Annotated in this window: 12 protein-coding genes, 1 tRNA gene, 3 rRNA genes and 1 pseudogene; 1 reads left to right on the top strand and 16 read right to left on the bottom strand. The window is 67.3% G+C overall.

Annotated features, from left to right (window positions below; genetic code table 11):
- Positions 1–19: 19 nt before the first annotated feature.
- The 11 genes and pseudogenes from B9S64_RS24695 to B9S64_RS24645 form a co-directional block, all read right to left on the bottom strand.
- Positions 20–324 (bottom strand): annotated as a pseudogene (locus tag B9S64_RS24695) (hypothetical protein).
- Between the two features lie 308 nt (positions 325–632).
- Positions 633–827: a CsbD family protein gene (locus B9S64_RS24690; protein ID WP_103491908.1), complete on the bottom strand. Its 195-nt coding sequence runs from the start codon at positions 825–827 to the stop codon at positions 633–635.
- Between the two features lie 44 nt (positions 828–871).
- Positions 872–1342, bottom strand: a complete 471-nt coding sequence (locus B9S64_RS24685) for a Dps family protein (protein WP_103491907.1) — start codon at positions 1340–1342, stop codon at positions 872–874.
- Positions 1343–1556: 214 nt separating this feature from the next.
- Complete coding sequence (locus tag B9S64_RS24680) at positions 1557–1940, bottom strand: helix-turn-helix domain-containing protein (RefSeq protein ID WP_031080794.1); 384 nt, start codon at positions 1938–1940, stop codon at positions 1557–1559.
- 109 nt (positions 1941–2049) lie between these two features.
- Complete coding sequence (locus tag B9S64_RS24675) at positions 2050–2562, bottom strand: CinA family protein (RefSeq protein WP_103491906.1); 513 nt, start codon at positions 2560–2562, stop codon at positions 2050–2052.
- Positions 2559–3458, bottom strand: coding sequence for a CDP-diacylglycerol--glycerol-3-phosphate 3-phosphatidyltransferase (gene pgsA / locus B9S64_RS24670; protein ID WP_103491905.1), 900 nt, complete (start codon positions 3456–3458; stop codon positions 2559–2561). Before pgsA ends, B9S64_RS24675 begins: the two co-directional genes overlap by 4 nt.
- Entirely contained in the window at positions 3455–4933 is a 1479-nt protein-coding gene (rimO, locus tag B9S64_RS24665; protein WP_028443725.1) for a 30S ribosomal protein S12 methylthiotransferase RimO, read from the bottom strand. The genes pgsA and rimO overlap by 4 nt, the downstream gene beginning before the upstream one ends.
- Positions 4934–5096: 163 nt before the next feature.
- Complete coding sequence (locus B9S64_RS24660) at positions 5097–5891, bottom strand: helix-turn-helix domain-containing protein (protein ID WP_103491904.1); 795 nt, start codon at positions 5889–5891, stop codon at positions 5097–5099.
- A gap of 212 nt (positions 5892–6103) precedes the next feature.
- Positions 6104–8872 carry a DNA translocase FtsK gene (locus B9S64_RS24655; protein ID WP_181012334.1) on the bottom strand — a complete coding sequence of 923 codons (2769 nt, stop codon included), beginning with the start codon at positions 8870–8872 and terminating at the stop codon, positions 6104–6106.
- Positions 8873–9016: 144 nt separating this feature from the next.
- The gene (locus B9S64_RS24650) at positions 9017–9691 is read right to left on the bottom strand and encodes a two-component system response regulator (RefSeq protein WP_103491902.1); all 675 of its coding nucleotides are present in this window, start codon (positions 9689–9691) and stop codon (positions 9017–9019) included.
- A 244-nt stretch (positions 9692–9935) separates the two neighbouring features.
- Complete coding sequence (locus B9S64_RS24645) at positions 9936–15380, bottom strand: HAMP domain-containing protein (RefSeq protein WP_103491901.1); 5445 nt, start codon at positions 15378–15380, stop codon at positions 9936–9938.
- Positions 15381–15801: 421 nt separating this feature from the next.
- Between B9S64_RS24645 and B9S64_RS24640 the strand changes: the two genes are divergently transcribed.
- Positions 15802–18414, top strand: a complete 2613-nt coding sequence (locus B9S64_RS24640; RefSeq protein WP_103491900.1) for a SpoIIE family protein phosphatase — start codon at positions 15802–15804, stop codon at positions 18412–18414.
- 61 nt (positions 18415–18475) lie between these two features.
- Here B9S64_RS24640 and B9S64_RS24635 read toward each other — a convergent pair.
- The 5 genes from B9S64_RS24635 to B9S64_RS24610 all read right to left on the bottom strand — a co-directional run bounded on the left by B9S64_RS24635 (position 18476) and on the right by B9S64_RS24610 (position 26288).
- Positions 18476–18548 (bottom strand) — tRNA-Thr (locus B9S64_RS24635).
- Between the two features lie 260 nt (positions 18549–18808).
- A 5S ribosomal RNA gene (gene rrf, locus B9S64_RS24630) occupies positions 18809–18925 on the bottom strand.
- A gap of 79 nt (positions 18926–19004) precedes the next feature.
- Positions 19005–22128: ribosomal RNA gene (locus B9S64_RS24625) — 23S ribosomal RNA — on the bottom strand.
- A 305-nt stretch (positions 22129–22433) separates the two neighbouring features.
- Positions 22434–23959: ribosomal RNA gene (locus tag B9S64_RS24620) — 16S ribosomal RNA — on the bottom strand.
- The 16S, 23S and 5S rRNA genes sit together here with 1 tRNA gene alongside, the layout of an rRNA operon.
- A 643-nt stretch (positions 23960–24602) precedes the next feature.
- Positions 24603–26288 carry a ribonuclease J gene (locus B9S64_RS24610; protein WP_028443529.1) on the bottom strand — a complete coding sequence of 562 codons (1686 nt, stop codon included), beginning with the start codon at positions 26286–26288 and terminating at the stop codon, positions 24603–24605.
- Between the last annotated feature and the right edge of the window lie 68 nt (positions 26289–26356).

The following is a 26356-nucleotide window of genomic DNA, read 5'->3' as shown; positions in this document are numbered from 1 at the left end:
CCCGCCACGGGTGGAACGCTCAGCCTCCGGCTCCCTGGCGGCCCCGCCCCCGGCGGCCGGCCACTCGCCGCCCCCTTCCACGGGCGCCCCGCCACCCTCCACAGGCGCCTCCTCGTCCGCAGGCTGCCGGTCTCCCACAGGCGCCCCGTCGTCGGCGGGCCCTACGGTCGCCGCCACATGCACCGGCAACAGACTCAGCCCCCATCCGCCCGCCGCCACCGCGCCCTCGACCAGACCCGCGTGGTCGGGCTCCAGCGCCAGCCGCAGCACGGCCCACCACCACACGCCACCGAGGACCACCGCCGGCACCCGTCGCCGCACCATGGCTGCCTCCTCCGGCCGACGCTAGTACGGCCCGGTCTCAGGCCGGGAGGGCGCATCGGCGCACTACCGGCGTGCGCGACGACGGCCCGGGGCACGAGCGCGCGCCCCGCACGGAACCGGAAGCCACAAGCCGCCCCAGGGGCGCCCTGCCCACCGCACTCTGGGCAGTTTCTCCCGCGGCCGACCCGTCTGCATCCCACGCGCGTCCCGCGCTCCTCGCACAACGGTGCCCCCGCCGGATACCGGCAGGGGCACAGAAACGACGGCGCGGTCCCCACGCCGAGGGCGTACGGACCGCGTGGCGGGCGCTAACGCCCGTCGTCGTCGGTCAACGAGTCCTTCAGGCCCTTGGCGCGGTCGCGGGCTCCGTCCATCGCGTCGTTCGCCTTCGCCTTCGCCTGGTCGCCCTTGCCCTCGGCCTCCTTGCGGCGGTCACCGGTGAGCTTCCCGGTCGCCTCCTTGGCCTTGCCCTTGAGCTTGTCCATGGGGTTCTTGTCGGTCATGACGACTCCTCTCCTCGGGTTCCGTTACGTGGGGGGCGGGACGGTCAGGCGCTCTCCGCCTGGAACATCCACGCGTGCTTCTCCAGATCCGCCGTCAGCGTGATCAGGATGTCCTGGCTGACGGGGTCGGGGGCGTCGGTCGCCTCGATCCGCTCCCGCATCCGGTCGATGACCACCTTGAGGGCGTCGACGAGCACCCGTACCGCGTCCGAATCCTTGATCCAGCCGTCCGGCACCACATCGATGGCCGTGGTCTTCGCCAGGGTCCTGGAGCGCCCGTCGGGGTTGACCCCGACCGCGGAGGCCCGCTCCGCGACCGTGTCCGAGTGCTGCCGCGCCGTGTCCACGACCTCGTCGAGCTGGAGGTGAACGGACCGGAATCGCGGTCCGACCACATTCCAGTGGACCTGCTTGGCCACGAGGGAGAGGTCGATCAGGTCGACGAGCGCGCCTTGCAGGGCGTCGCCCACGACCGCGCGGTCGCTCTCTGACAGGGGGCTCTTCACGACAGACATCCACTTCTCCGATCAGATCGCTGTGCGGCGTACCACCCGTCCACGATGGCACAAATCACACAAAAGAGTCATTCGGGGAGGTTGTTCCGCAGAACGCCTCCCTGCCTCACCCCCCACCTGCCCCGCGAACCGCCTGGCACACCTGCCCACGACAAAGCCCCGGCCGGCCTTGAAGGGTTGACCGGGGCTTTCAGTTCACCAGGAACCGCGCAGGTCAGGCGGCGACGACATCCACCGCTTCCGCGGGCGCCTTGATGGTCACCCGTCCCGTCGGCACGCCTGTGACCGATGTGACGGAGACGGAATTGAGCATCGGGCGTACCGGCACAGGCACCGGATCACTGGCCGCCGCCGACGCGGCCAGCTCAGCCAGCGACAGTTCATCGCTCACTTCACGCATGAGCTCGGACATCCGTACGTCCAACGCGTCGCAAATGGCGGAGAGCAGTTCGGAGGATGCCTCCTTCTGCCCCCGCTCCACCTCGGAGAGATAGCCGAGCGAGACTCGGGCGGACGAGGAGACTTCGCGCAGAGTACGGCCTTGGCGCTGGCGCTGCCGACGCAGCACGTCACCCAGCAGGCGACGGAGCAGAATCATCGGTGGCTCCCTCCTCGGACCGCGTAGCCGCATCCTTCACGCCCCACCGTACCGCCTTGTGCTGCGGCCGTGCGGGGAGCGATGTCGTGTTCACTCAGGGCTGTAAACATCAATTCCCCCCGTTCTGTTCCGTATCCTGTGCCCCCGCGTTACCGGCGAGTTCGCCGGAGAGCAGTTCGAGCAGGCTCCGTACGCTCTCTCTACGAATGTCCGCCCGTCCGCCGTTCAACCGCAGCTCGGCCGTTTTCCGCACCCCGCCGGGTCCGGAGACCGCCACGAAGACGGTGCCGACCGGCTTCCCGTCCTGGGGCTCCGGTCCGGCGACCCCCGTCGTGGACACCCCCCAGTCCGCTCCCAGCACCCGGCGTACTCCGGCGGCCATCGCCGCCGCCACGTCGGGGTCCACCGCGCCCCGCTCGGCGAGCAGGTCCCCGTCCACCTTCAGCACGTCCCGCTTCAGGAGCGTGGCATAGGCCGTGACGGACCCCAGGAAGGAGTGGGAGGCACCGGGGACCGCCGTGAGCTCCGCGGCCACCAGGCCGCCGGTCAGGGACTCCGCGACCGCGAGCGTCTCACCGCGCTCCCGCAACCGCCCCAGCACCCGGGCCGCCGCCGAGGTCACCGCTCGACGTCCGTCGCGCCACGGGCCCCGGCGACCTGCTCCCCGGCGCCCTGGGGCACACCCGGGACCGTACCGGCGCGCCCGGCCGCGTCTTCCACGCTCTCGGGGCCCCCGTCTTCGGTGCCCGCACCCTCAGCCGTGCCCGTCGCGGTCACCACGGCGACCACCTCGGGCGACTCGGACGGCACCACGGCGGCGACGGGGGCCGCGCCGTCCGCGGCCACGACGACCGCCTCCAGGGCCGCGGCCCGCTCGGCCGCCAGGCCCCTGCGGCGCAGCACGACGGCCTGCCGCACGTAGTCGAGCCCGGTGACGACGGTCAGCGCGACGGCCGCCATCATCACCCAGAAGCGCAAGGTCGCCAGCGGCCCCGTCAACGCCAGGACGTACATGCCGGCGGCCGTGCCCTGGGCCAGGGTCTTCAGCTTCCCGCCGCGGCTGGCCGGGATCACCGCGTGCCGGATGACCCAGAACCGCATGAGGGTGATCCCGATCTCCCGGAACAGGATGACCGAGGTGATCCACCAGGGCAGGTCCCCGAGGACGGACAGGCAGATCAGGGCCGCCCCCATGATCGCCTTGTCGGCGATCGGGTCGGCGATCTTGCCGAAGTCGGTGACCAGGTTGTACGTGCGCGCGAGATGGCCGTCGAAGAGGTCCGTGATCATCGCCACGGCGAAGGCCGCCCAGGCGAACGAGCGCCAGACCGGGTCGTCGCCGCCGTTGTGCAGGAGCAGCAGGACGAAGCCCGGGACCAGCAGGAGCCGCGCCATGGTGAGGATGTTGGCGATGTTCCACAGGCCGGCCTGGTTGACGGCCGCCGCGCCCAGCTTGCCGCCGCGGGGTACCGGCGTCGCGCCGGAGCCGCCTGCCGCGGATGCCGGGGCTCCCGTCATCTGGCTGCCTCCGCAAGCTCGTGGTGTTCGGCCACGAGGTCCACTCCCTCGGTGCCCACTGCCTTCGCTTCGACCATACGGCCCGGGACGAGGCCCTCGCGTGCGGTGAAGACGACCTGGCCGTCCGTTTCCGGTGCCTGATGGGCCGCACGGCCCACCGCGACCGGTCCGTCCTCCTCGGACTCCACGGATTCGACCAGGACCTGAAGGGTCTCGCCGACCCTCTCCTCGGCGCGCTGCGAGGTCAGTTCCTCGGCCAGCTGGGAGATGTGCGCGAGCCGCTCGGCGATCACGTCGGCGTGCAGCTTGTCCTCGTAGCCGACGGCTTCGGTGCCCTCCTCGTCGGAGTAGCCGAAGACCCCGATGGCGTCGAGGCGCGCACCGGTGAGGAAGCGTTCCAGCTCCGCGAGGTCGGCCTCCGTCTCACCGGGGAAGCCCACGATGAAGTTCGACCGGGCGCCGGCCTGCGGTGCCTTGCCCCGGATGGTGTCCAGGAGCTCCAGGAAACGGTCCGTGTCGCCGAAGCGTCGCATGGCCCTCAGCACCCCGGGTGCGGAGTGCTGGAAGGAGAGGTCGAAGTACGGCGCGACCTTCGGTGTCGAGGTGAGTACGTCGATCAGTCCGGGGCGCATCTCGGCGGGCTGGAGGTAGCTGACGCGGATCCGCTCGATGCCCTCGACGTCGGCGAGCTCGGGCAGCAGGGTCTCCAGGAGCCTGATGTCGCCGAGGTCCTTGCCGTAGGAGGTGTTGTTCTCGGAGACCAGCATGACCTCCTTGACCCCCTGCTCGGCCAGCCAGCGGGTCTCCCCCAGGACGTCCGAGGGGCGCCGCGAGATGAAGGAGCCCCGGAAGGAGGGGATGGCGCAGAAGGAGCAGCGGCGGTCGCATCCGGAGGCGAGCTTCACCGAGGCCACCGGGCTGGTGCCCAGGCGGCGGCGGAGCGGGGCCCGCGGCCCGGAGACGGGGGCGACACCCTCGGGGAGGTCGGCCGGCGCCGGGGCGATCTCCTGGGCGTGGCCGGGCAGCGCGACGGCGGCGTCCTGCCGCTCGGCCGGGCTGATCGGCAGCAGCTTGCGCCGGTCACGCGGGGTGTGCGAGGCGTGGATGCCGCCGTTGAGGATCGTCTGGAGGCGGTCGGAGATGTCGGCGTAGTCGTCGAAGCCGAGGACTCCGTCCGCCTCGGGCAGCGCCTCGGCGAGGTCCTTGCCGTAGCGCTCGGCCATGCAGCCGACGGCCACCACGGCCTGGGTTCTGCCGTGATCCTTGAGATCGTTGGCTTCGAGCAGGGCGTCGACCGAGTCCTTCTTGGCGGCTTCGACGAATCCACAGGTGTTGACGACGGCGACATCCGCGTCCGAGGCGTCCTCGACGAGATCCCAGCCGTCCGCTGCCAAGCGGCCTGCCAGCTCCTCCGAGTCCACCTCGTTACGGGCGCAGCCAAGAGTGACAAGGGCGACGGTACGGCGTTCGGGCATGGGCTCAAGACTACTTTGTCCCGCACCCCGCCCCGGCGTGCAGGGTTGGATGCTACGGGGAGTGACCGCACAGGTGTGCGGCCCGGGGCCCGTGAACCGGCTGAGCGCCCGGCACAGGGCCGGGCGCTCACCGGGAAGAACCGGGGCGGAAGGGGCGGAGAGGTCAGCCGACCTCGGGGTCGCCCTTGGTGTAGGAGAGCCGTTCGACCTGTCCCGCCTCGAACTGGTCGTCCACCTTCTTGCCGTTCACGAAGAGCTCGATGGAACCCGCGTCTCCCAGGACGAGGTCGATCCGCTCCTTGTCCTGGAAGGTCTTGGAGTCGCCCTTGTTCAGCAGGCCGTCGAAGAGCTGGCGCCCGTTGTGGTCCTTGGCCGAGATCCAGCTCTTTCCGGTGGCGCTGAGCTTGACGGTCACCTTGTCCCGGGGGGCGGCGGCGATGGCGCTCTCGGAGGGGGCGGGCTTGGGGTCGGCGGTCTTGCTGGGCGTCGGCCGGGCCGTGGCGTTGTCGGGGGCCGAGCCCTCGGCGACGGGGGCCGTACCGGAGTCGTCGCCGCTCTTGACGAACGTGAATCCGACGAACCCCACCACGGCGACGATGGCCGCGACCATGGCCGCGGTCCAGTTGGGGCGGCGGGGCTCGGAGCGGATGCGCTCCGCCTCGAACAGCGGCGCCGCGGGGGTGGGCGCGGGCCGGCCCCCGTGCTCGGCGTCGTACCGGGCGATCAACGGCTCGGGGTCGAGCCGGACGGCGTGGGCGATCATGCGGATGTGGCCGCGCGCGTAGACGTCGCCGCCGCAGCGGGAGAAGTCGTCCGTCTCGATCGCGTGCACGATGGGGATGCGCACCCGGGTGGAACTGCTGACTTCCTCGACCGTCAGACCTGCGGCGATACGAGCCTGCTGAAGCGCGTGACCGATCGAAGGCCGGTCGTCTTCGGGGGAGTTGCCGATGGACACGGGGGCGCCTTTCGAGCGTGAGCCACCTGCTGGATGTTCAGTCTAGGGGTGGTACGAAAGGGTGGGGCAACCGGGAGGGACGACTTTGTACGCCATCGGGTTCGCCGGACAGCCCCTTGGACAGGGCACAGAACGGAGCGGCGGGCAGATCATTTCGCTGCTCTCCTTCCACGTTGACGTACGACCGGGCCGAACGGTTGCCCGGCATGGTCCTACGGAGCGTTTTCCCCCCGGATGACGGCCAACACCCCGTCGAGTTCGTCGGCCTTCACCAGGACGTCGCGCGCCTTGGAACCCTCGCTGGGGCCCACGATGTTGCGCGACTCCATCAGGTCCATCAGCCGCCCGGCCTTGGCGAAGCCCACCCTCAGCTTGCGCTGGAGCATCGAGGTGGATCCGAACTGGGTCGAGACGACCAGCTCGGCGGCCTGGCAGAGCAGATCCAGGTCGTCACCGATGTCCTCGTCGATCTCCTTCTTCTGCTTCGTCCCCGCCACCACGTCCTCGCGGAAGACCGGGGCCATCTGATCCTTGCAGTGCTGGACGACGGCCGCGACCTCGTCCTCGGTGACGAAGGCCCCCTGCATGCGGGTCGGCTTGTTCGCGCCCATCGGCAGGAACAGCCCGTCACCCTTCCCGATCAGCTTCTCCGCGCCGGGCTGGTCGAGGATGACCCTGCTGTCGGCGAGCGAGGAGGTGGCGAAGGCGAGCCGCGAGGGCACGTTGGCCTTGATGAGGCCGGTGACCACGTCCACCGAGGGACGCTGTGTGGCGAGCACCAGGTGGATGCCGGCCGCGCGGGCGAGCTGGGTGATGCGGACGATGGAGTCCTCGACGTCCCGGGGCGCCACCATCATCAGGTCCGCCAGCTCGTCGACGATCACCAGCAGGTACGGGTAGGGCGAGAGCTCCCGCTCGCTGCCCTCGGGGGCCTTGGCCTTGCCGCCGCGCACGGCGTGGTTGAAGTCGTCGATGTGCCGGTAGCCGTAGGCCGCGAGGTCGTCGTAGCGCAGGTCCATCTCCCGGACGACCCACTGGAGGGCCTCGGCGGCCTTCTTCGGGTTGGTGATGATCGGCGTGATCAGGTGCGGGATGCCCTCGTAGGCGGTGAGCTCCACCCGCTTGGGGTCCACGAGCACCATCCGGACGTCCTCCGGGGTCGCCCGGACCATCACCGAGGTGATCAGGCAGTTGATGCAGGAGGACTTGCCGGAACCGGTCGCACCGGCGACCAGCACGTGCGGCATCTTCGCCAGGTTGGCCATCTCGTAGCCGCCCTCGACGTTCTTGCCGAGCGCCACCAGCATCGGATGGTCGTCCTCGGCCGCGTCCGCGAGGCGCAGCACGTCGCCGAGGTTGACCATCTCCCGGTCGGAGTTGGGGATTTCGATGCCGACCGCGGACTTGCCGGGGATCGGCGAGATGATCCGGACGTCCGGGCTCGCCACCGCGTACGCGATGTTCTTGGTGAGGGCCGTGATCCTCTCGACCTTGACGGCCGGGCCGAGTTCGACTTCGTACCGGGTGACCGTCGGACCGCGGGTGAAGCCGGTGACGGCGGCGTCGACCTTGAACTCCGTGAAGACGTTGGTCAGTGAGGCCACGACGGCGTCGTTGGCCGCGCTGCGCGTCTTGCCGGGGCCGCCGCGCTCCAGGAGGTCCAGGGAGGGCAGGGCGTAGGTGATGTCGCCGGAGAGCTGGAGCTGTTCGGCGCGCGCCGGCAACGGCTCGGAGCGCTCGGGGGCGGGCTTGGTGAGATCGGGGACGCCACCGGAGCCGCCGGCCGGCTTGCCACGGGCCCCCGGTGTGCTCCTCTCGGCCGCTCTGGCACCGGGCACCGGGGTGCCGCCGGTGCGCTCGCGGTCCGTGGAGACGCCCTGGGTGAGGTCGGCGACGACCGGTGAGGGCGGCATGCCGTTGAGTACGGCCCCGTCGAGGGCGGCAGCGGCGGCGGCCGCGACGTCCACCGCGTCCAGGGTGCGGTTCATCGCCGGTTGCGCGGACGGCTTGCGGGTCCGGCGGCGCTTGCCCGGGGGCTCCGCCTCGTCCCGGTCCACGTCGTACACACCGTCGTGGTCCTGGCGGCGGCCCGGGGTGCGCGCCGAGCGCTCGGGCAGCGCTTCGCGCCACTGCTCGTCGTACCGCTCGTCGTCGTCGGTGTCGCCCGCGAACTCCTCAGGCGGCGCGACGAGCCCCAGCCGGACGCCGAGCTGCCGCAGGCGCTGCGGGATCGCGTTGACGGGGGTGGCGGTGACGACCAGCAGGCCGAAGACGGTGAGCAGCAACAGCAGCGGTACGGCGAGGACCTCCCCCATGGCGAAGATCAGGGGCTTGGAGGCCGCCCAGCCGATGAGTCCGCCCGCGCCCTGCATGGCGTCGGTGCCGTCCTCCCGGCCGGGCGAGCCGCAGGCGATGTGCACCTGGCCGAGCACCCCGACGACGAGGGCGGAAAGACCGATGACGATACGGCCGTTGGCCTCGGGCTTCTCCGGATACAGGATCAGCCGCACGGCCACCGCGCCCAGCAGGATCGGTACGACCAGGTCCAGCCGCCCGAAGGCTCCCGTGACCAGCATCTCGACGAGATCGCCGACGGGTCCCTGGAGGTGCGACCAGGTGCCCGCCGCCACGATCAGCGCGAGGCCGAGGAGGAGCAGCGCGAGGCCGTCCTTGCGGTGCGCGGGGTCGAGCCCCTTCGCGCCCCGCCCTATGGAACGGAACACCGCCCCGACGCCGTGGGCTGTGCCGAGCCAGACGGCGCGGGCCAGCCGGTACACGCCCCCGGTGGGGGACGGCGCGGGTTTGGGCGCCGGCTTCCTGGCCGCCGCCTTCCTGGCGGGTGCCTTCTTCGCGGGCGCGGTCTTCTTCGCTGCGGGCTTCTTGGCGGGGACGGCTTTCTTCGCCGGCCCCTGGGTACGGCCGGCAGCCTTCCCGGTGCCCGCCGCGCCCTGGGAACCCTTGCCGGACGTACGTGAGGCCATGTGACTGAGGTTACCGGTGTCGACCTCGGTGGACACGTGTGCCTACGGCTTCACCCGTCCGTGTCGCCCTGCCGAGGCGCGAAACTGACGCCCCCTCAGGCGACCGCCGGTCCTGACGGCGCCGTCCGCCGGGCAGGCGCCCCGTCACGACGGAAGAACGCTAGCCGAGCCACCGGTGCCCGGCTCCAGGGCGTCCAACGCGCGGCGCAGTCCGGTGAGCTTGCGCTCCAGATGAGCGGCGGTGGCCACCGCCGCGGCGTCGGCCGCGTCGTCGTCCAACTGCTTGGAGAGGGCTTCCGCCTGCTCCTCGACCGCGGCCAGCCGCGCCGAGAGTTCGGCCAGCAGACCCGCGGGCTCCTTGTCGTCGGAGCCCGGCCGCACACCGCCTTCGAGCTGGAGGCGCAGCAGCGCCGCCTGTTCGCGCAGCTGGCAGTTCTTCATGTACAGCTCGACGAAGACCGAGACCTTGGCGCGCAGCACCCAGGGGTCGAACGGCTTCGAGATGTAGTCCACCGCGCCCGCCGCGTATCCCCGGAAGGTGTGGTGCGGACCGTGGTTGATCGCGGTGAGGAAGATGATCGGGATGTCCCGGGTCCGCTCCCGCCGCTTGATGTGCGCGGCCGTCTCGAATCCGTCCATGCCCGGCATCTGGACATCCAGCAGAATGACCGCGAAATCGTCCGTGAGCAGCGCTTTGAGCGCTTCCTCCCCTGACGATGCCCGCACCAGCGTCTGATCGAGCGCGGAGAGGATCGCCTCCAGCGCCAGCAGATTCTCCGGCCGGTCATCGACCAGGAGGATCTTGGCCTTCTGCATCATGGCCCGCCCTCCTCGCCCCGGAATCGCACCGGGTGCCGCCCCAGGGGACGACTCCCTTACGCCGTCCGTCCTTGTGCCGGTCATGGTAGCCGCACCCCGCCCGTCGCCACACCCTGTCACCGCGATGTCACTGTGCACGAAGCGAAAACGTGGGGGGAGACCAGAAGGTTCCCCGGATTCCCCGCGCCCACACCCGTTCGAGCACACCCGGTCAACGGATCACGGCGGAGAAGCCACTCACCGATCACTCTCCGCGCATCCACCTCTCCATCACCGACAGCAGGTGATCGGAGTCGACGGGCTTGGTGACATAGTCGGAAGCTCCGCTGTCGATCGCCTTCTCGCGGTCGCCCTTCATCGCCTTGGCCGTCAGCGCGACGATGGGCAGCCCGGCGAACTGGGGCATCCTGCGGATCGCCGTCGTCGTGGCGTAACCGTCCAGCTCGGGCATCATGATGTCCATCAGCACGATCGTCACATCGTCGTGCTGCTCCAGGACTTCGATGCCCTCACGCCCGTTCTCCGCGTACAGCACCGACAGCCCGTGCTGCTCCAGGACGCTGGTGAGCGCGAAGACGTTGCGGATGTCGTCGTCGACGATCAGCACCTTCTCGCCGTGGAAGCGGAACACCGGCCGGGGCTCCTGCTCCTCCTGCGGTGCCCGCACCCACTCCTCGGCGGGGGCGGCCTTGGCCGTGTTCGCCTCGCCGGACGCGCCGTTCGCCAGGGCCGGGCGCTGCGCCGCCGTCCCCAGGGCCTTGCGCCGGCGCCGGAACACCCCGGCGCTCCCCGCCGGATCACCGAGCGGCGGCTCGGACCCGCTCTCCGCGGCCGGCTCCGGGAGCCCCTCCTCCCCGGCGCCCGCGGGGATCTCCACGTTCCCCGGACCCAGCTGCGGATACCCGTGCGGCGGCAGCCCGCTGGGGTGCAGCGGCAGGTACAGCGTGAAGGTCGACCCACGCCCCGGTTCGCTCGCGGCGTGGATCTCGCCGCCCAGCAGCCGCGCGATCTCCCGGCTGATGGACAGCCCGAGCCCCGTGCCCCCGTACTTGCGGCTGGTGGTGCCGTCCGCCTGCTTGAACGCCTCGAAGATCACCAGCATCTTGCTCGACGCGATACCGATCCCGGTGTCCGTCACGGAGAACGCGATCAGGTCCGCGTCGGCGTCCCGCAGGGAACCGGCCTCCAGCAGGTGCTCCCTGATGGAGTTCGGCACGTCCGCCCCGGCGGGCCGGATCACCAGCTCCACGGCACCGCTGTCGGTGAACTTCACCGCGTTGGACAGCAGGTTGCGCAGGACCTGGAGCAGCCTCTGCTCGTCGGTGTGCAGGGTCGCCGGCAGCTCCGGCGACACGCGTACGGAGAAGTCGAGCCCCTTCTCCGCGGTGAGCGGCCGGAACGTCGCCTCCACGTAGTCGACCAGCTGGACCAGGGCGATCCGGGTCGGGCTCACGTCCATCTTGCCGGCCTCGACCTTGGACAGGTCCAGGATGTCGTTGATCAGCTGGAGCAGGTCGGAGCCCGCCCCGTGGATCGTCTCGGCGAACTCCACCTGCTTCGGGGAGAGATTCCCCTCGGCGTTGTCGGCGAGCAGCTTCGCCAGGATGAGCAGCGAGTTGAGCGGCGTACGCAGCTCGTGCGACATGTTCGCCAGGAACTCCGACTTGTAGCGCATCGAGACCGCCAGCTGCTCGGCACGCTCCTCCAGGACCTGCCGGGCCTCCTCGATCTCGGTGTTCTTCACCTCGATGTCGCGGTTCTGCTGCGCCAGCAGCTCGGCCTTCTCCTCCAGTTCGGCGTTGGAGGCCTGAAGCGCCTTCTGCCGGTTCTCCAGCTCCTGGGAGCGGTCCCGGAGTTGCTCGGTGAGCTCCTGGGACTGTTCGAGGAGCTTCTCCGTCTTCGTGTTGACGCTGATGGTGTTGACGCTCGTCGCGATCATCTCGGCGAGCTGGTTGAGGAAGTCCCGCTGGATGTGGGTGAACGGCTGGAACGAGGCCAGCTCGATCACCCCGAGCACCTTGCCCTCGAAGAGCACCGGCAGCACGATCACATGGGCCGGGGGCGCCTCGCCGAGACCGGAGGAGATCTTCAGGTAGCCGGGCGGCACGTTGTCCACCTGGATCGTCCGCTTCTCCTCGGCCGCCGTACCGATGAGCGTCTCGCCGGGCCGGAAGGACGTCGGCATCGAGCCCGCCGAGTAGCCGTAACTGCCGCGCATCCGCAGCTCGTACGCGCTGGAGCTGCCGTCGTCGGCCGCGCCCACCTCGTCGCTGTCACCCGTGGACACGGCCAGGAAGAACGCCCCGTGCTGGGCCGAGACGACCGGGGTCAGCTCGCTCATGATCAGCGAGGCCACGTCGTCCAGGTCCCGGCGGCCCTGCATCAGACCGGAGATCCGGGCGAGGTTGCCCTTGAGCCAGTCCTGCTCCTTGTTGGCCAGGGTGGTGTCGCGCAGGTTGGCGATCATCGTGTTGATGTTGTCCTGCAGCACCTGGATCTCGCCGGCCGCGTCGACGTCGATCTTGAGGTTGAGATCGCCCCGGGTCACCGCGGTGGCGACCGCCGCGATGGCGCGCACCTGACGGGTGAGGTTCCCGGCCATCTCGTTCACCGACTCGGTGAGGTCGCGCCAGGTGCCGTCCACGTCGCGCACCCGGGCCTGCCCGCCCAGCTGGCCCTCGGTGCCCACCTCGCGCGCCACCCGGGTCACCTGCTCGGCGAAGGAGGAGAGCTGGTCCACCATCGTGTTGATGGTGTTCTTCAACTCCTGGATCTCACCCCGGGCGTCGATGTCGATCTTCTTCGTGAGGTCGCCCTTGGCGATGGCCGTGGTCACCGTGGCGATCTGGCGCACCTGGCCGGTCAGGTTGGACGCCATGGAGTTCACCGACTCGGTGAGGTCCTTCCAGGTGCCCGAGACACCCGGGACACGTGCCTGCCCGCCCAGCTCGCCCTCGGTGCCCACCTCGCGCGCCACCCGGGTCACCTCGTCGGCGAACGAGGACAGCGTCGTCACCATCGTGTTGACCGTGTCGGCGAGTTCGGCCACCTCGCCACGCGCCTCGACGGTCACCTTCTTCGTCAGGTCGCCGTTGGCGACCGCGGACGAGACCCGCGAGATGTTGCGCACCTGACTGGTCAGGTTGTTGGCCATCAGGTTGACGTTGTCGCTGAGGTCCTTCCAGATGCCCGTGGCACCGCGCACCCGGGCCTGCCCTCCGAGGATGCCCTCGGTACCCACCTCACGGGCGACCCTCGTCACCTCGTCGGCGAAGTTGAGCAGCTGGTCGACCATGGTGTTGACCGTCGTGACCAGTTCGAGGATCTCGCCCTTGGCATCGACGGTGATCTTCTTGGAGAGGTCGCCCTTGGCGACCGCCGTCGTCACCTCCGCGATGTTGCGCACCTGGAGGGTGAGGTTGTTCGCCATGCCGTTGACGGACTGGGTGAGGTCCTTCCACGTACCGGAGACCCCCTGCACCTCTGCCTGGCCGCCGAGGATGCCCTCCGTGCCCACCTCGCGGGCGACCCGGGTGACCTGCTCCGCGAAGTTCGAGAGCTGGTCGACCATCGTGTTCAGCGTGTTCTTCAGTTCCAGGATCTCGCCCCGGGCGTCCACGTCGATCTTCTGCGACAGGTCACCCCGCGCCACCGCCGTGGCGACCTGCGCGATGTTGCGGACCTGGGCGGTGAGGTTCCCGGCCATGCCGTTCACGGAGTCCGTCAGGTCGCGCCACACACCGGCCACGCCCGGTACCTGCGCCTGACCGCCCAGCCGCCCGTCGGTGCCCACCTCGCGTGCCACCCGGGTCACCTGGTCCGCGAAGGCGGAGAGCTGGTCGACCATCGTGTTGATGGTGTTCTTCAGCTCCAGGATCTCGCCCCGGGCGTCCACGTCGATCTTCTGCGACAGGTCACCCCGCGCCACCGCCGTCGTCACCTGGGCGATCTGCCGCACCTGGGAGGTGAGATTGCCCGCCATGAAGTTGACGGAGTCGGTGAGTTCCTTCCACGTACCCGACACGCCGTCGACGCGTGCCTGACCGCCGAGGCGGCCTTCGGTGCCCACGTCGCGTGCCATCCGGGTCACCTGGTCGGCGAAGTTGGACAGCTGCGCCACCATGGTGTTGACGGTGTTCTTGAGCTCCAGCATCTCGCCGGCCACGTCGACGGTGACCTTCTGCGAGAGGTCGCCGTTCGCGACGGCCGTCGTCACCTGGGCGATGTCCCGGACCTGGCCGGTCAGGTTGCGGAAGGCGGTGTTCACCGAGTCGGTGAGGTCCTTCCAGGTCCCCGCCGCCCCGGGCACCTCGGCCTGGCCGCCGAGGCGGCCCTCGACACCGACCTCCCGGGCGACCCGGGTCACCTCGGACCCGAACGACTGAAGCTGGTCCACCATCGTGTTGACGGTGTTCTTCAGCTCCAGCATCTCCCCGGCCACGTCCACGGTGACCTTCTGCGTCATGTCACCGCTGGCCACCGCCGTGGTCACCTGCGCGATGTCCCGCACCTGCGTCGTCAGGTTCCGGAAGACCGTGTTCACCGAGTCGGTGAGGTCCTTCCAGGTCCCCGCCGCCCCCGGCACCTGGGCCTGACCGCCGAGCAGGCCCTCGCCGCCGACCTCGCTCGCCACCCGCGTCACCTCGTCGGCGAAGGTCCGCAGCGTCTCGGTCATCTGGTTGATCGTCTCGGCGAGCTGGGCGACCTCGCCGCGCGCGCTCACCGTGACCTTCTGCGACAGGTCGCCGTTGGCGACGGCCGTCGTCACCTCGGCGATACCCCGCACCTGGGAGGTGAGGTTGCCCGCCATCGTGTTGACGGAGTCGGTGAGGTCCTTCCAGACCCCGGCGACACCGGGCACCGTCGCCTGGCCGCCCAGCTCGCCCTCGGTACCCACCTCGCGGGCGACCCGGGTCACCTCGGAGGAGAACGACGACAGCTGGTCGACCATCGTGTTGACGGTGTTCTTCAGCTGGAGCATCTCGCCGGCCACATGGACGGTGACCTTCCGCGACAGGTCCCCCTTGGCGACGGCGGTCGTCACCAGGGCGATGTCACGCACCTGTGCGGTCAGCCGGTACGCCATGGTGTTCACGGAGTCCGTGAGGTCCTTCCAGGACCCCGACATCCCCCGCACCTGCGCCTGACCGCCGAGCTTGCCCTCGGTGCCCACCTCGACCGCTACGCGCGTCACCTGCTCGGTGAACGCGGACAGCTGGTCCACCAGGTTGTTGACCGTGCGGGCGACCTTCAGGAACTCACCGCGCAGGGGCCGCACCGTCTCGTCGGCCGTGTGCGTCCGCAGCTCCATCCGCTGCTCCAGGTCACCGTCGGCGATCGCCGACAGCACCCGTCCGACCTCGGACACGGGCCGTGCCAGGTCGTCGACGAGCTCGTTGGAGGCATCGATGGCCGAGGCCCAGGAGCCCTCACAGGCGCCGGTCTCCAGGCGTTCGGTGAGCTTGCCCTCCCGGCCGACCACGCGGCGCACCCGGGCCAGCTCACCGGTCAGATGGAGGTTGCGGTCGGCGACCTCGTTGAAGACCGCCGCGATCTCCGTGAGCGGGCCGTCGCCCGAGACGGTCAGCCGCCTGCGGAAGTTCCCGTCGCGCATCGCCCCGAGGGCCGACAGCAGTCTGTTGAGAGCCGCCGCGTCCACTTCGATGGTGCCGTTGCGCTGTTTCTTCACGGGCTGTCCGCCTTTAGTGCGCGTTTCTGAACCCCGCGCCGCCACAGACTCCACCGTGTCCCTCCCGCAGGGGTTTGACCGTTCGCTCGGACCGTTCCGGGGCCCGCTGTCGGAAGCTTGCCCACTTCCACTTTGGCTCACCGCCACAGCACACCGTCGACGGGTGACTATGCGGACGTCAAATCGTTGAAACTACCAGGCCGTAACCGGACGGGGGGACAAGGTCCCGCGGTTGCCCCTCTTCTCCCACCGGGAGTTCACAGCCGAGGGGCCGCCGCACCACCCGTCGGGCGCCCCGGACCCAAGTACGCCCTCGTGTACCCGGGACGCGGGGCGAGCGTCTAGCCTGGCAAGCGAATCGAAGCGGCGAGAAACGGGCACAGGACTCGGGGAAGCGACGAGACACCATATGGGGAGTGCTGTGATCACCGCGCGTGCGGCTGCCACCTTCGATCCGGTCGGACGCTCGGTGGCGACCGCCCGGGCGTTCGTCCGCGACACCTTGCAGGGGTGGGGCTACACCGACGTCGTCGACGACGCCGTCGTCCTGACCAGCGAACTCGTGACCAACGCGGTCGTGCACGCGGGCACCGCCGCCGATGTGCTGTGCCTGCGCACCGAGGACGGCGTCCGCGTCGAAGTATCCGACCACTACCCGGAGCGGGAGATCCCGCTCCAGAGTTCCGGACTGGACTTCGGCAGCCCCGACCGGGAGGGCGGACGCGGACTGCTGCTCTGCGCCGCCCTCGCCTCGCGCTGGGGAGTGGAGTACACCCCGGAGCACAAACACGTCTGGTTCCAGCTCGATCTTCCCGAACGCCCGGTCGGCATCCGCTCGGCGGGCCCGGTGCTGCCCACGGCCCTGCTCCCGGTCGCCGACGAGCGGGTACGGGTGGCGGTCGTCCAGATCGACGGCTCCGGGGCCATCGCCTCCTGGAACGACGACGCCGCCTTCCTCTTCGGGTACGCGGCGGACCAGGTCGCCGGCAAGCAGCTCACGGACTTCGCGGCGTGGCCGCACACCCCGGGCACGAGCACGGGCATCGCCGACGCCCTGCGGCTCTCCCGCTGGGAGGGCAGCTACGGCATCCGGGGCGCGGACGGCCGCGTGATCCCGGTGTACGCCTCACACCTCAGGGTCCGCGACACGCAGGGCGAGCCCTCGACGGTCTGCCTCCTCGTCCGCGACCACGAGCGCGCCGTGCTGCAGACACCGGTGCGGGCCCCGGTGGACTCCTCGAACGACAGCCGCACCGCGGACCCCTTCGAGGTCTTCATCGGCTCTCCCGCCCCCGACGACCTCGACGGCCTCCTCCAGCGCACGGTGGAGCGCGCACGGGACATGCTCGACGCCGACGCCGCGTTCCTGCTGCTGGCCACCGACGACGAGACGGAGCTGGAGGTCCGGGCGACGACCGGTCTTCCCTCCGCCCGCCAGCGTTTCGCCCGGGTGCCCGTCGAGGCGGGCACCAACCGGTACAGCTCGGCCCGGATGCCCGCGGTCCACGAGGACCTGACGGCCGTCCCGGGCGCCGTGCCGCTGCTCACGGACACGGGGATGCGTTCGGTCGTCACCGTGCCCCTCAAGGTCGAGGGCCGGCTCACCGGTTCCCTGGGGGTCGCGGCGGAGGCCGCCGGCCGGTACTCGAACGAGGAGGCGCTGCGCCTCCAGTTCGCGGCCGACCGCATCGCGCTGGCCGTGGAGTCGGCCAGGCTCGGTGAGCTGGAGCGGCTGCGGCGTGGCTCCCTCTCCTTCCTGGTGGAGGCGTCCGACCTGCTGGCGGGCACGCTGGACCGGGACCAGACACTGGCGCTCATGGCCCAGATGACGGTGCCGACGCTGGCCACCTGGTGCGCGGTGTACACGATCGCCGACCAGCTCGCGGAGCCGTATCTCTCCTACGTCCTGCACGAGGACGAGGAGCGCATCGACGGCCTGAAGGAGCTGCTGGCCTCCATCGCCCCGCCGGATCCGGTGCCGACCCCGGGCGCGCGTATCTGGCCCGCGCCGGCCCAGGCCGGCCACGAGGCGGCTCTGCGCGTCTCCACGCGCACCCTGGGCAGGGACGCCCCGTTGAGCATGGGGGCGGCCGCGCGCACGACGCTGGAGACGGCGTCCGCGGTGGGCGGCGAGACGGTGGTCCTGCCGCTCGTGGCACGCAACCGTGTGATCGGCATGCTCACCCTGGGCAAGCCGTCCGACGAGCATTTCCGCCAGGAGATCCTGGAACTGGCCGAGGACCTGTCCCGCCGGGCGGCCCTGGCGCTCGACAACGCCCGCCTGTACTCGGAGCGCGTGTCCATCAGCCAGTCCCTCCAGCGCAGTCTGCTGCCGCCGGGCCTGCCGGACGTACCCAACGTGGAGATCGAGGTGATCTACCGCGCCGCGGGCGAGGGCAACGAGGTCGGCGGCGACTTCTACGACGTGTTCCCGATCCGCGACGGCGCCTACGGCTTCGCCATCGGGGACGTCTGCGGTACGGGGCCGGAGGCGGCGGCGGTGACGGGTCTGGCCCGTCACGCACTGCGCCTGCTGGCCCGGGAGGGGTTCGGGGGCCCGGCGGTACTGGAGCGCCTCAACGCGGCGATCATGGACGAAGGAGAGCGCAGCCGCTTCCTCACCCTGCTGTACGGGGAGTTGTGGCCGCAGGAGGACGGCAGTGCCCTGCTGAAGGTGGTCTGCGCCGGTCATCCCCTCCCGCTGCGACTGCGCCAGGACGGCTCCGTGGAGGCCGCCGCCGATCCCCAACCGCTGCTGGGCGTCATGGACGATCTGGAGCTGTACGAGCAGGAGGTCACCCTGGAGCCGGGCGATGTCCTGCTCTGCGTGACGGACGGCGTGACCGAACGCCGCGAGGGGACCCGCATGTTGGGCGACGACGGCCTGGCGGACGTCCTCTCGGTGTGTACGGGCCTGACGGCCGGCGCGGTCGCGGGCCGCATCCTGCGGGCGGTCGAACGCTTCGCCGCCGAGCCCGCTTCGGACGACATGGCGATCCTGGCCATGCGCGTCCCGGAGCCGGACACCTTCTAGTACACGCACACCACCTACGAGAAAGGCCCCCGCCTGAGGCGGGGGCCTTTCTTCTTGTCCGAGCCCCAATGCGGAATCGAACCGCAGACCTTCTCCTTACCATGGAGACGCTCTACCGACTGAGCTATTGGGGCCTGTTGCGTGTCACCCTGCGGCGACGAGATAAAGCATACCCCAGCAGAGGGGTGCTCAGAACCACCTGCTCACCCGTCTTTTCTCCTGCCGGCACCGGCACCTCGGGGGCCTTCTCGGCAGCGCGACGGTCCCTGTACCTGCCCCTGCCCTTGTCCGGCCGGATCGCCCTGAGGTGGGCTGGGGATCAGAAACGTGGTGGGGGATCCGAAACGCAGGAAAGCCCCGTGCCACAAAGGCACGGGGCTTTCCCGGAATAATAGTTCGGCGGCGTCCTACTCTCCCACAGGGTCCCCCCTGCAGTACCATCGGCGCTGAAAGGCTTAGCTTCCGGGTTCGGAATGTAACCGGGCGTTTCCCTAACGCAATGACCACCGAAACACTATGAAATTAACCAACACCGGGCAACAACACGGCAGTTCGTTATTTCAGAACCAACACAGTGGACGCGAGCAACTGAGGACAAGCCCTCGGCCTATTAGTACCAGTCAGCTCCACCCGTTACCGGGCTTCCACATCTGGCCTATCAACCCAGTCGTCTACTGGGAGCCTTAACCACTCAAGGTGGTGGGAACACTCATCTCGAAGCAGGCTTCCCGCTTAGATGCTTTCAGCGGTTATCCTTTCCGAACGTAGCCAACCAGCCATGCCCTTGGCAGAACAACTGGCACACCAGAGGTTCGTCCGTCCCGGTCCTCTCGTACTAGGGACAGCCCTTCTCAATATTCCTACGCGCACAGCGGATAGGGACCGAACTGTCTCACGACGTTCTAAACCCAGCTCGCGTACCGCTTTAATGGGCGAACAGCCCAACCCTTGGGACCGACTCCAGCCCCAGGATGCGACGAGCCGACATCGAGGTGCCAAACCATCCCGTCGATATGGACTCTTGGGGAAGATCAGCCTGTTATCCCCGGGGTACCTTTTATCCGTTGAGCGACAGCGCTTCCACAAGCCACTGCCGGATCACTAGTCCCGACTTTCGTCCCTGCTCGACCCGTCGGTCTCACAGTCAAGCTCCCTTGTGCACTTACACTCAACACCTGATTGCCAACCAGGCTGAGGGAACCTTTGGGCGCCTCCGTTACTCTTTAGGAGGCAACCGCCCCAGTTAAACTACCCATCAGACACTGTCCCTGATCCGGATCACGGACCCAGGTTAGACATCCAGCACGACCAGAGTGGTATTTCAACGACGACTCCACAACCACTGGCGTGGCCGCTTCAAAGTCTCCCACCTATCCTACACAAGCCGAACCGAACACCAATATCAAACTATAGTAAAGGTCCCGGGGTCTTTCCGTCCTGCTGCGCGAAACGAGCATCTTTACTCGTAGTGCAATTTCACCGGGCCTATGGTTGAGACAGTCGAGAAGTCGTTACGCCATTCGTGCAGGTCGGAACTTACCCGACAAGGAATTTCGCTACCTTAGGATGGTTATAGTTACCACCGCCGTTTACTGGCGCTTAAGTTCTCAGCTTCGCACACCCGAAAGTGCACTAACCGGTCCCCTTAACGTTCCAGCACCGGGCAGGCGTCAGTCCGTATACATCGCCTTACGGCTTCGCACGGACCTGTGTTTTTAGTAAACAGTCGCTTCTCGCTGGTCTCTGCGGCCACCCCCAGCTCAGGAAGCAAGTCCCCTCACCAGAGATGGCCCCCCTTCTCCCGAAGTTACGGGGGCATTTTGCCGAGTTCCTTAACCATAGTTCACCCGAACGCCTCGGTATTCTCTACCTGACTACCTGAGTCGGTTTAGGGTACGGGCCGCCATGAAACTCGCTAGAGGCTTTTCTCGACAGCATAGGATCATCCACTTCACCACAATCGGCTCGGCATCAGGTCTCAGCCTTAACGTGTGACGGATTTACCTACCACACGGCCTACACCCTTACCCCGGGACAACCACCGCCCGGGCTGGACTACCTTCCTGCGTCACCCCATCGCTTACCTACTACAAGTCTGGTTCATCGGCTCCACCACTACCCTCAACTCCGAAGAGATCAGGCCGGCTTCACGGACTTAGCATCGCCTGATTCAGTACTGGGCGTTTCAAAGCGGGTACCGGAATATCAACCGGTTGTCCATCGACTACGCCTGTCGGCCTCGCCTTAGGTCCCGACTTACCCTGGGCAGATCAGCTTGACCCAGGAACCCTTAGTCAATCGGCGCACACGTTTCTCACGTGTGTATCGCTACTCATGCCTGCATTCTCACTCGTGAACCGTCCACAACTCGCTTCCGCGGCTGCTTCACCCGGCACACGACGCTCCCCTACCCATCCCAGCGGGCGTTGGCCCTCATGCTGGAATGACACGACTTCGGCGGTACGCTTGAGCCCCGCTACATTGTCGGCGCGGAATCACTTGACCAGTGAGCTATTACGCACTCTTTCAAGGGTGGCTGCTTCTAAGCCAACCTCCTGGTTGTCTCTGCGACTCCACATCCTTTCCCACTTAGCGTACGCTTAGGGGCCTTAGTCGATGCTCTGGGCTGTTTCCCTCTCGACCATGGAGCTTATCCCCCACAGTCTCACTGCCGCGCTCTCACTTACCGGCATTCGGAGTTTGGCTAAGGTCAGTAACCCGGTAGGGCCCATCGCCTATCCAGTGCTCTACCTCCGGCAAGAAACACACGACGCTGCACCTAAATGCATTTCGGGGAGAACCAGCTATCACGGAGTTTGATTGGCCTTTCACCCCTAACCACAGGTCATCCCCCAGGTTTTCAACCCTGGTGGGTTCGGTCCTCCACGAAGTCTTACCTCCGCTTCAACCTGCCCATGGCTAGATCACTCCGCTTCGGGTCTAGAGCGTGCAACTCAAACGCCCTGTTCGGACTCGCTTTCGCTACGGCTTCCCCACACGGGTTAACCTCGCTACACACCGCTAACTCGCAGGCTCATTCTTCAAAAGGCACGCAGTCACGACTGCTGTTCCGAAGAACAACAGCGACGCTCCCACGGCTTGTAGGCACACGGTTTCAGGTACTATTTCACTCCGCTCCCGCGGTACTTTTCACCATTCCCTCACGGTACTATCCGCTATCGGTCACCAGGGAATATTTAGGCTTAGCGGGTGGTCCCGCCAGATTCACACGGGATTTCTCGGGCCCCGTGCTACTTGGGTGTCTCTCAAACGAGCCGTCAATGTTTCAGCTACGGGGGTCTTACCCTCTACGCCGGACCTTTCGCATGTCCTTCGCCTACATCAACGGTTTCTGACTCGCCTCACAGCCGGCAGACTGTGAAAGAGAGATCCCACAACCCCGCATGCGCAACCCCTGCCGGGTATCACACGCATACGGTTTGGCCTCATCCAGTTTCGCTCGCCACTACTCCCGGAATCACGGTTGTTTTCTCTTCCTGAGGGTACTGAGATGTTTCACTTCCCCTCGTTCCCTCCACACTGCCTATGTGTTCAGCAGCGGGTGACAGCCCATGACGACTGCCGGGTTTCCCCATTCGGAAACCCCCGGATCAAAGCTTGGTTGACAGCTCCCCGGGGACTATCGTGGCCTCCCACGTCCTTCATCGGTTCCTGGTGCCAAGGCATCCACCGTGCGCCCTTAAAAACTTGGCCACAGATGCTCGCGTCCACTGTGCAGTTCTCAAACAACGACCAGCCACCCATCACCCCGTCCTCACGGACGAGTGCACTGGGGCCGGCAACCAAAGGAACAGACTCAACGAGCCCGTACCTTCAGATACCCAACAGCGTGCCCGACCCGATCAACCCGATCCCGTTTTCCACGCCGAAGCAGTACTCACAAAACCGTGTCCACCGTGCCGAGTAGTCAACGTTCCACCCATGAGCAACCAGCACCGAACATTCGCCGGTGTACTGGCCTCTGACCCAACCGAAGCCGGGTAAGAAATGCTCCTTAGAAAGGAGGTGATCCAGCCGCACCTTCCGGTACGGCTACCTTGTTACGACTTCGTCCCAATCGCCAGTCCCACCTTCGACAGCTCCCTCCCACAAGGGGTTGGGCCACCGGCTTCGGGTGTTACCGACTTTCGTGACGTGACGGGCGGTGTGTACAAGGCCCGGGAACGTATTCACCGCAGCAATGCTGATCTGCGATTACTAGCAACTCCGACTTCATGGGGTCGAGTTGCAGACCCCAATCCGAACTGAGACCGGCTTTTTGAGATTCGCTCCGCCTTGCGACATCGCAGCTCATTGTACCGGCCATTGTAGCACGTGTGCAGCCCAAGACATAAGGGGCATGATGACTTGACGTCGTCCCCACCTTCCTCCGAGTTGACCCCGGCAGTCTCCTGTGAGTCCCCATCACCCCGAAGGGCATGCTGGCAACACAGAACAAGGGTTGCGCTCGTTGCGGGACTTAACCCAACATCTCACGACACGAGCTGACGACAGCCATGCACCACCTGTATACCGACCACAAGGGGGGCACCATCTCTGATGCTTTCCGGTATATGTCAAGCCTTGGTAAGGTTCTTCGCGTTGCGTCGAATTAAGCCACATGCTCCGCTGCTTGTGCGGGCCCCCGTCAATTCCTTTGAGTTTTAGCCTTGCGGCCGTACTCCCCAGGCGGGGAACTTAATGCGTTAGCTGCGGCACCGACGACGTGGAATGTCGCCAACACCTAGTTCCCAACGTTTACGGCGTGGACTACCAGGGTATCTAATCCTGTTCGCTCCCCACGCTTTCGCTCCTCAGCGTCAGTAATGGCCCAGAGATCCGCCTTCGCCACCGGTGTTCCTCCTGATATCTGCGCATTTCACCGCTACACCAGGAATTCCGATCTCCCCTACCACACTCTAGCTAGCCCGTATCGAATGCAGACCCGGGGTTAAGCCCCGGGCTTTCACATCCGACGTGACAAGCCGCCTACGAGCTCTTTACGCCCAATAATTCCGGACAACGCTTGCGCCCTACGTATTACCGCGGCTGCTGGCACGTAGTTAGCCGGCGCTTCTTCTGCAGGTACCGTCACTTTCGCTTCTTCCCTGCTGAAAGAGGTTTACAACCCGAAGGCCGTCATCCCTCACGCGGCGTCGCTGCATCAGGCTTTCGCCCATTGTGCAATATTCCCCACTGCTGCCTCCCGTAGGAGTCTGGGCCGTGTCTCAGTCCCAGTGTGGCCGGTCGCCCTCTCAGGCCGGCTACCCGTCGTCGCCTTGGTAGGCCATCACCCCACCAACAAGCTGATAGGCCGCGGGCTCATCCTTCACCGCCGGAGCTTTTAACCCCGTCCCATGCGGGACAGAGTGTTATCCGGTATTAGACCCCGTTTCCAGGGCTTGTCCCAGAGTGAAGGGCAGATTGCCCACGTGTTACTCACCCGTTCGCCACTAATCCACCCCGAAAGGCTTCATCGTTCGACTTGCATGTGTTAAGCACGCCGCCAGCGTTCGTCCTGAGCCAGGATCAAACTCTCCGTGAATGTTTTCCCGTAATCGGGATGAACACCACGAGAGCGGAACGACCAGGTCGGAATAAGACCGGTCGTTCACAGCGTCCTCGCTGTGTTTCGCCTACCCGCACCCCCGAAGGGACCGGGCAGGTCTTTTCAAAGGAACCACCAACCTGCCGAAGCAGGCCGGGGTATCAACATATCTGGCGTTGACTTTTGGCACGCTGTTGAGTTCTCAAGGAACGGACGCTTCCTTCGGTCCCGTTTCACCGGGGCCCTCCGGGCGCTTCCCTTCGTTCTTGCGTTTCCGACTCTATCAGACTCTTTCGTGTCCGATTCCCGGTCGAAGCGGGTCCCGCATGTTCCGCTTTCCAGTTCTTCGCTTTCGCGTTTCCCTTTCCGGCGGTTCCAACCTTACCAGACTCTTTATCCGTTCCGTTTCCGGTTCGCATACTGAATCCGATGGCCTGTGGATCGGCCTTTGCCTTTCGGCTGCCTTTCGGCGGGCCCGACGTTATCAGAGATTCTGCGTCGGAATTCCCAACCCGGTGAGGGAGCGCCCTGCACACATGACTGTGCGCGGTGCTTCCCGTTCAGGCGGAACCTGAAACCTACTGGAGCGGGGCACCCCGATGCAAATCGAGGTGCCCCGCCCCTGGTCACGGCCTGTCGGTCAGACCTCGACGACCACCGGAAGGATCATCGGGCGCCGGCGGTAGGTGTCCGAGACCCACTTGCCCACCGTGCGGCGGACGAGCTGCTGGAGCTGGTGCGGCTCCATCACGCCGTCCTGCGCCGACTTGTTGAGGGCGTCCTCGACCTTGGGCACCACCGCGGTGAACGCGCCGTCGTCGATGCCCGAGCCGCGGGCCTGGATGTGCGGCCCGCCCACGATCTTGCCGGACGAGCTGTCCACCACGATGAAGACCGAGATGATCCCCTCGTCGCCGAGGATGCGGCGGTCCTTGAGGTGGGTCTCCGTGACGTCGCCTACCGAGAGCCCGTCGACGTACACATAGCCGGCCTGCACCTTGCCGACGATCTTCGCCTTGCCGTCGATCAGGTCGACGACCACGCCGTCCTCGGCGATGACGATGTGGTCCTTGGGCACACCGGTCAGCGCGCCGAGTTCGGCGTTGGCCCGCAGGTGACGCCACTCGCCGTGGACCGGCATCAGGTTCTTGGGCTTGCAGATGTTGTAGAAGTACAGCAGCTCGCCGGCCGAGGCGTGGCCCGAGACGTGGACCTTGGCGTTGCCCTTGTGGACGACGTTCGCGCCCCACCGGGTCAGGCCGTTGATCACGCGGTAGACCGCGTTCTCGTTGCCCGGGATGAGCGACGACGCCAGGATCACCGTGTCACCCGGGACGATCCGGATCTGGTGGTCGCGGTTGGCCATCCGGGACAGGGCCGCCATCGGCTCGCCCTGGGAGCCCGTGCAGACCAGGACGACCTCGTCGTCCGGCAGGTCGTCGAGCGTCTTGACGTCCACCACCAGCCCCGCGGGAACCCGCAGGTAGCCCAGGTCACGGGCGATGCCCATGTTGCGGACCATGGAGCGCCCCACGAAGGCGACGCGCCGTCCGTACTCGTGGGCGGCGTCCAGGATCTGCTGGATGCGGTGCACGTGGCTGGCGAAACTGGCCACGATGATGCGCTTCTGCGCGTTCGCGAAGACCGTGCGCAGCACGTTGGAGATGTCCCGCTCCGGCGGCACGAAGCCGGGGACCTCGGCATTGGTCGAGTCGGAGAGCAGCAGGTCGATGCCCTCCTCGCTCAGCCGCGCGAAGGCGTGCAGGTCGGTGAGACGGCCGTCCAGCGGGAGCTGGTCCATCTTGAAGTCGCCGGTGGCGACGGCCATGCCCGCAGGCGTGCGGATGGCGACCGCGAGCGCGTCCGGGATGGAGTGGTTGACCGCGATGAACTCGCAGTCGAAGACACCGATGCGCTCCCGCTGCCCCTCGGCCACCTCCAGGGTGTACGGGCGGATGCGGTGCTCCTGGAGCTTGGCCTCGATGAGCGCGAGGGTCAGCTTGGAGCCGATGAGCGGGATGTCCGGCTTCAGCCGGAGCAGGTAGGGGACACCGCCGATGTGGTCCTCGTGGCCGTGCGTGAGGACGATGCCCTCGACGTCGTCCAGGCGGTCCCGGATCGTGGTGAAGTCCGGAAGGATCAGGTCGATGCCGGGCTGCTCCTCCTCGGGGAAGAGCACACCGCAGTCGACGATGAGCAGACGGCCGCCGTATTCGAAGACCGTCATGTTGCGGCCGATCTCCCCCAGGCCGCCGAGCGGGGTGACCCGCAGACCGCCCTTCGGGAGCTTCGGCGGGGTACCGAGTTCAGGATGCGGATGACTCAAAAGACTCTCCTTACCCACGCGCGCCACGTACCGCGGAGGGCACGTGGCGCGCGTGTCATTCGTGCACT

This window comes from Streptomyces sp. SM18 (assembly GCF_002910775.2).
Lineage (GTDB): Bacteria > Actinomycetota > Actinomycetes > Streptomycetales > Streptomycetaceae > Streptomyces > Streptomyces halstedii.
Note: the sequence above shows the minus strand (reverse complement) of the source record. Positions and strands in the feature narration are given on the sequence as shown.

What these genes read in the sequence shown, in the direction of transcription:
- B9S64_RS24690 (WP_103491908.1), bottom strand. Translation starts at nt 827, where the DNA reads ATGACCGACAAGAACCCCATGGACAAGCTCAAGGGCAAGGCCAAGGAG.
- rimO (WP_028443725.1), bottom strand. Translation starts at nt 4,933, where the DNA reads ATGCCCGAACGCCGTACCGTCGCCCTTGTCACTCTTGGCTGCGCCCGT.
- pgsA (WP_103491905.1), bottom strand. Translation starts at nt 3,458, where the DNA reads ATGACGGGAGCCCCGGCATCCGCGGCAGGCGGCTCCGGCGCGACGCCG.
- B9S64_RS24655 (WP_181012334.1), bottom strand. Translation starts at nt 8,872, where the DNA reads ATGGCCTCACGTACGTCCGGCAAGGGTTCCCAGGGCGCGGCGGGCACC.
- B9S64_RS24650 (WP_103491902.1), bottom strand. Translation starts at nt 9,691, where the DNA reads ATGATGCAGAAGGCCAAGATCCTCCTGGTCGATGACCGGCCGGAGAAT.
- B9S64_RS24680 (WP_031080794.1), bottom strand. Translation starts at nt 1,940, where the DNA reads ATGATTCTGCTCCGTCGCCTGCTGGGTGACGTGCTGCGTCGGCAGCGC.
- B9S64_RS24685 (WP_103491907.1), bottom strand. Translation starts at nt 1,342, where the DNA reads ATGTCTGTCGTGAAGAGCCCCCTGTCAGAGAGCGACCGCGCGGTCGTG.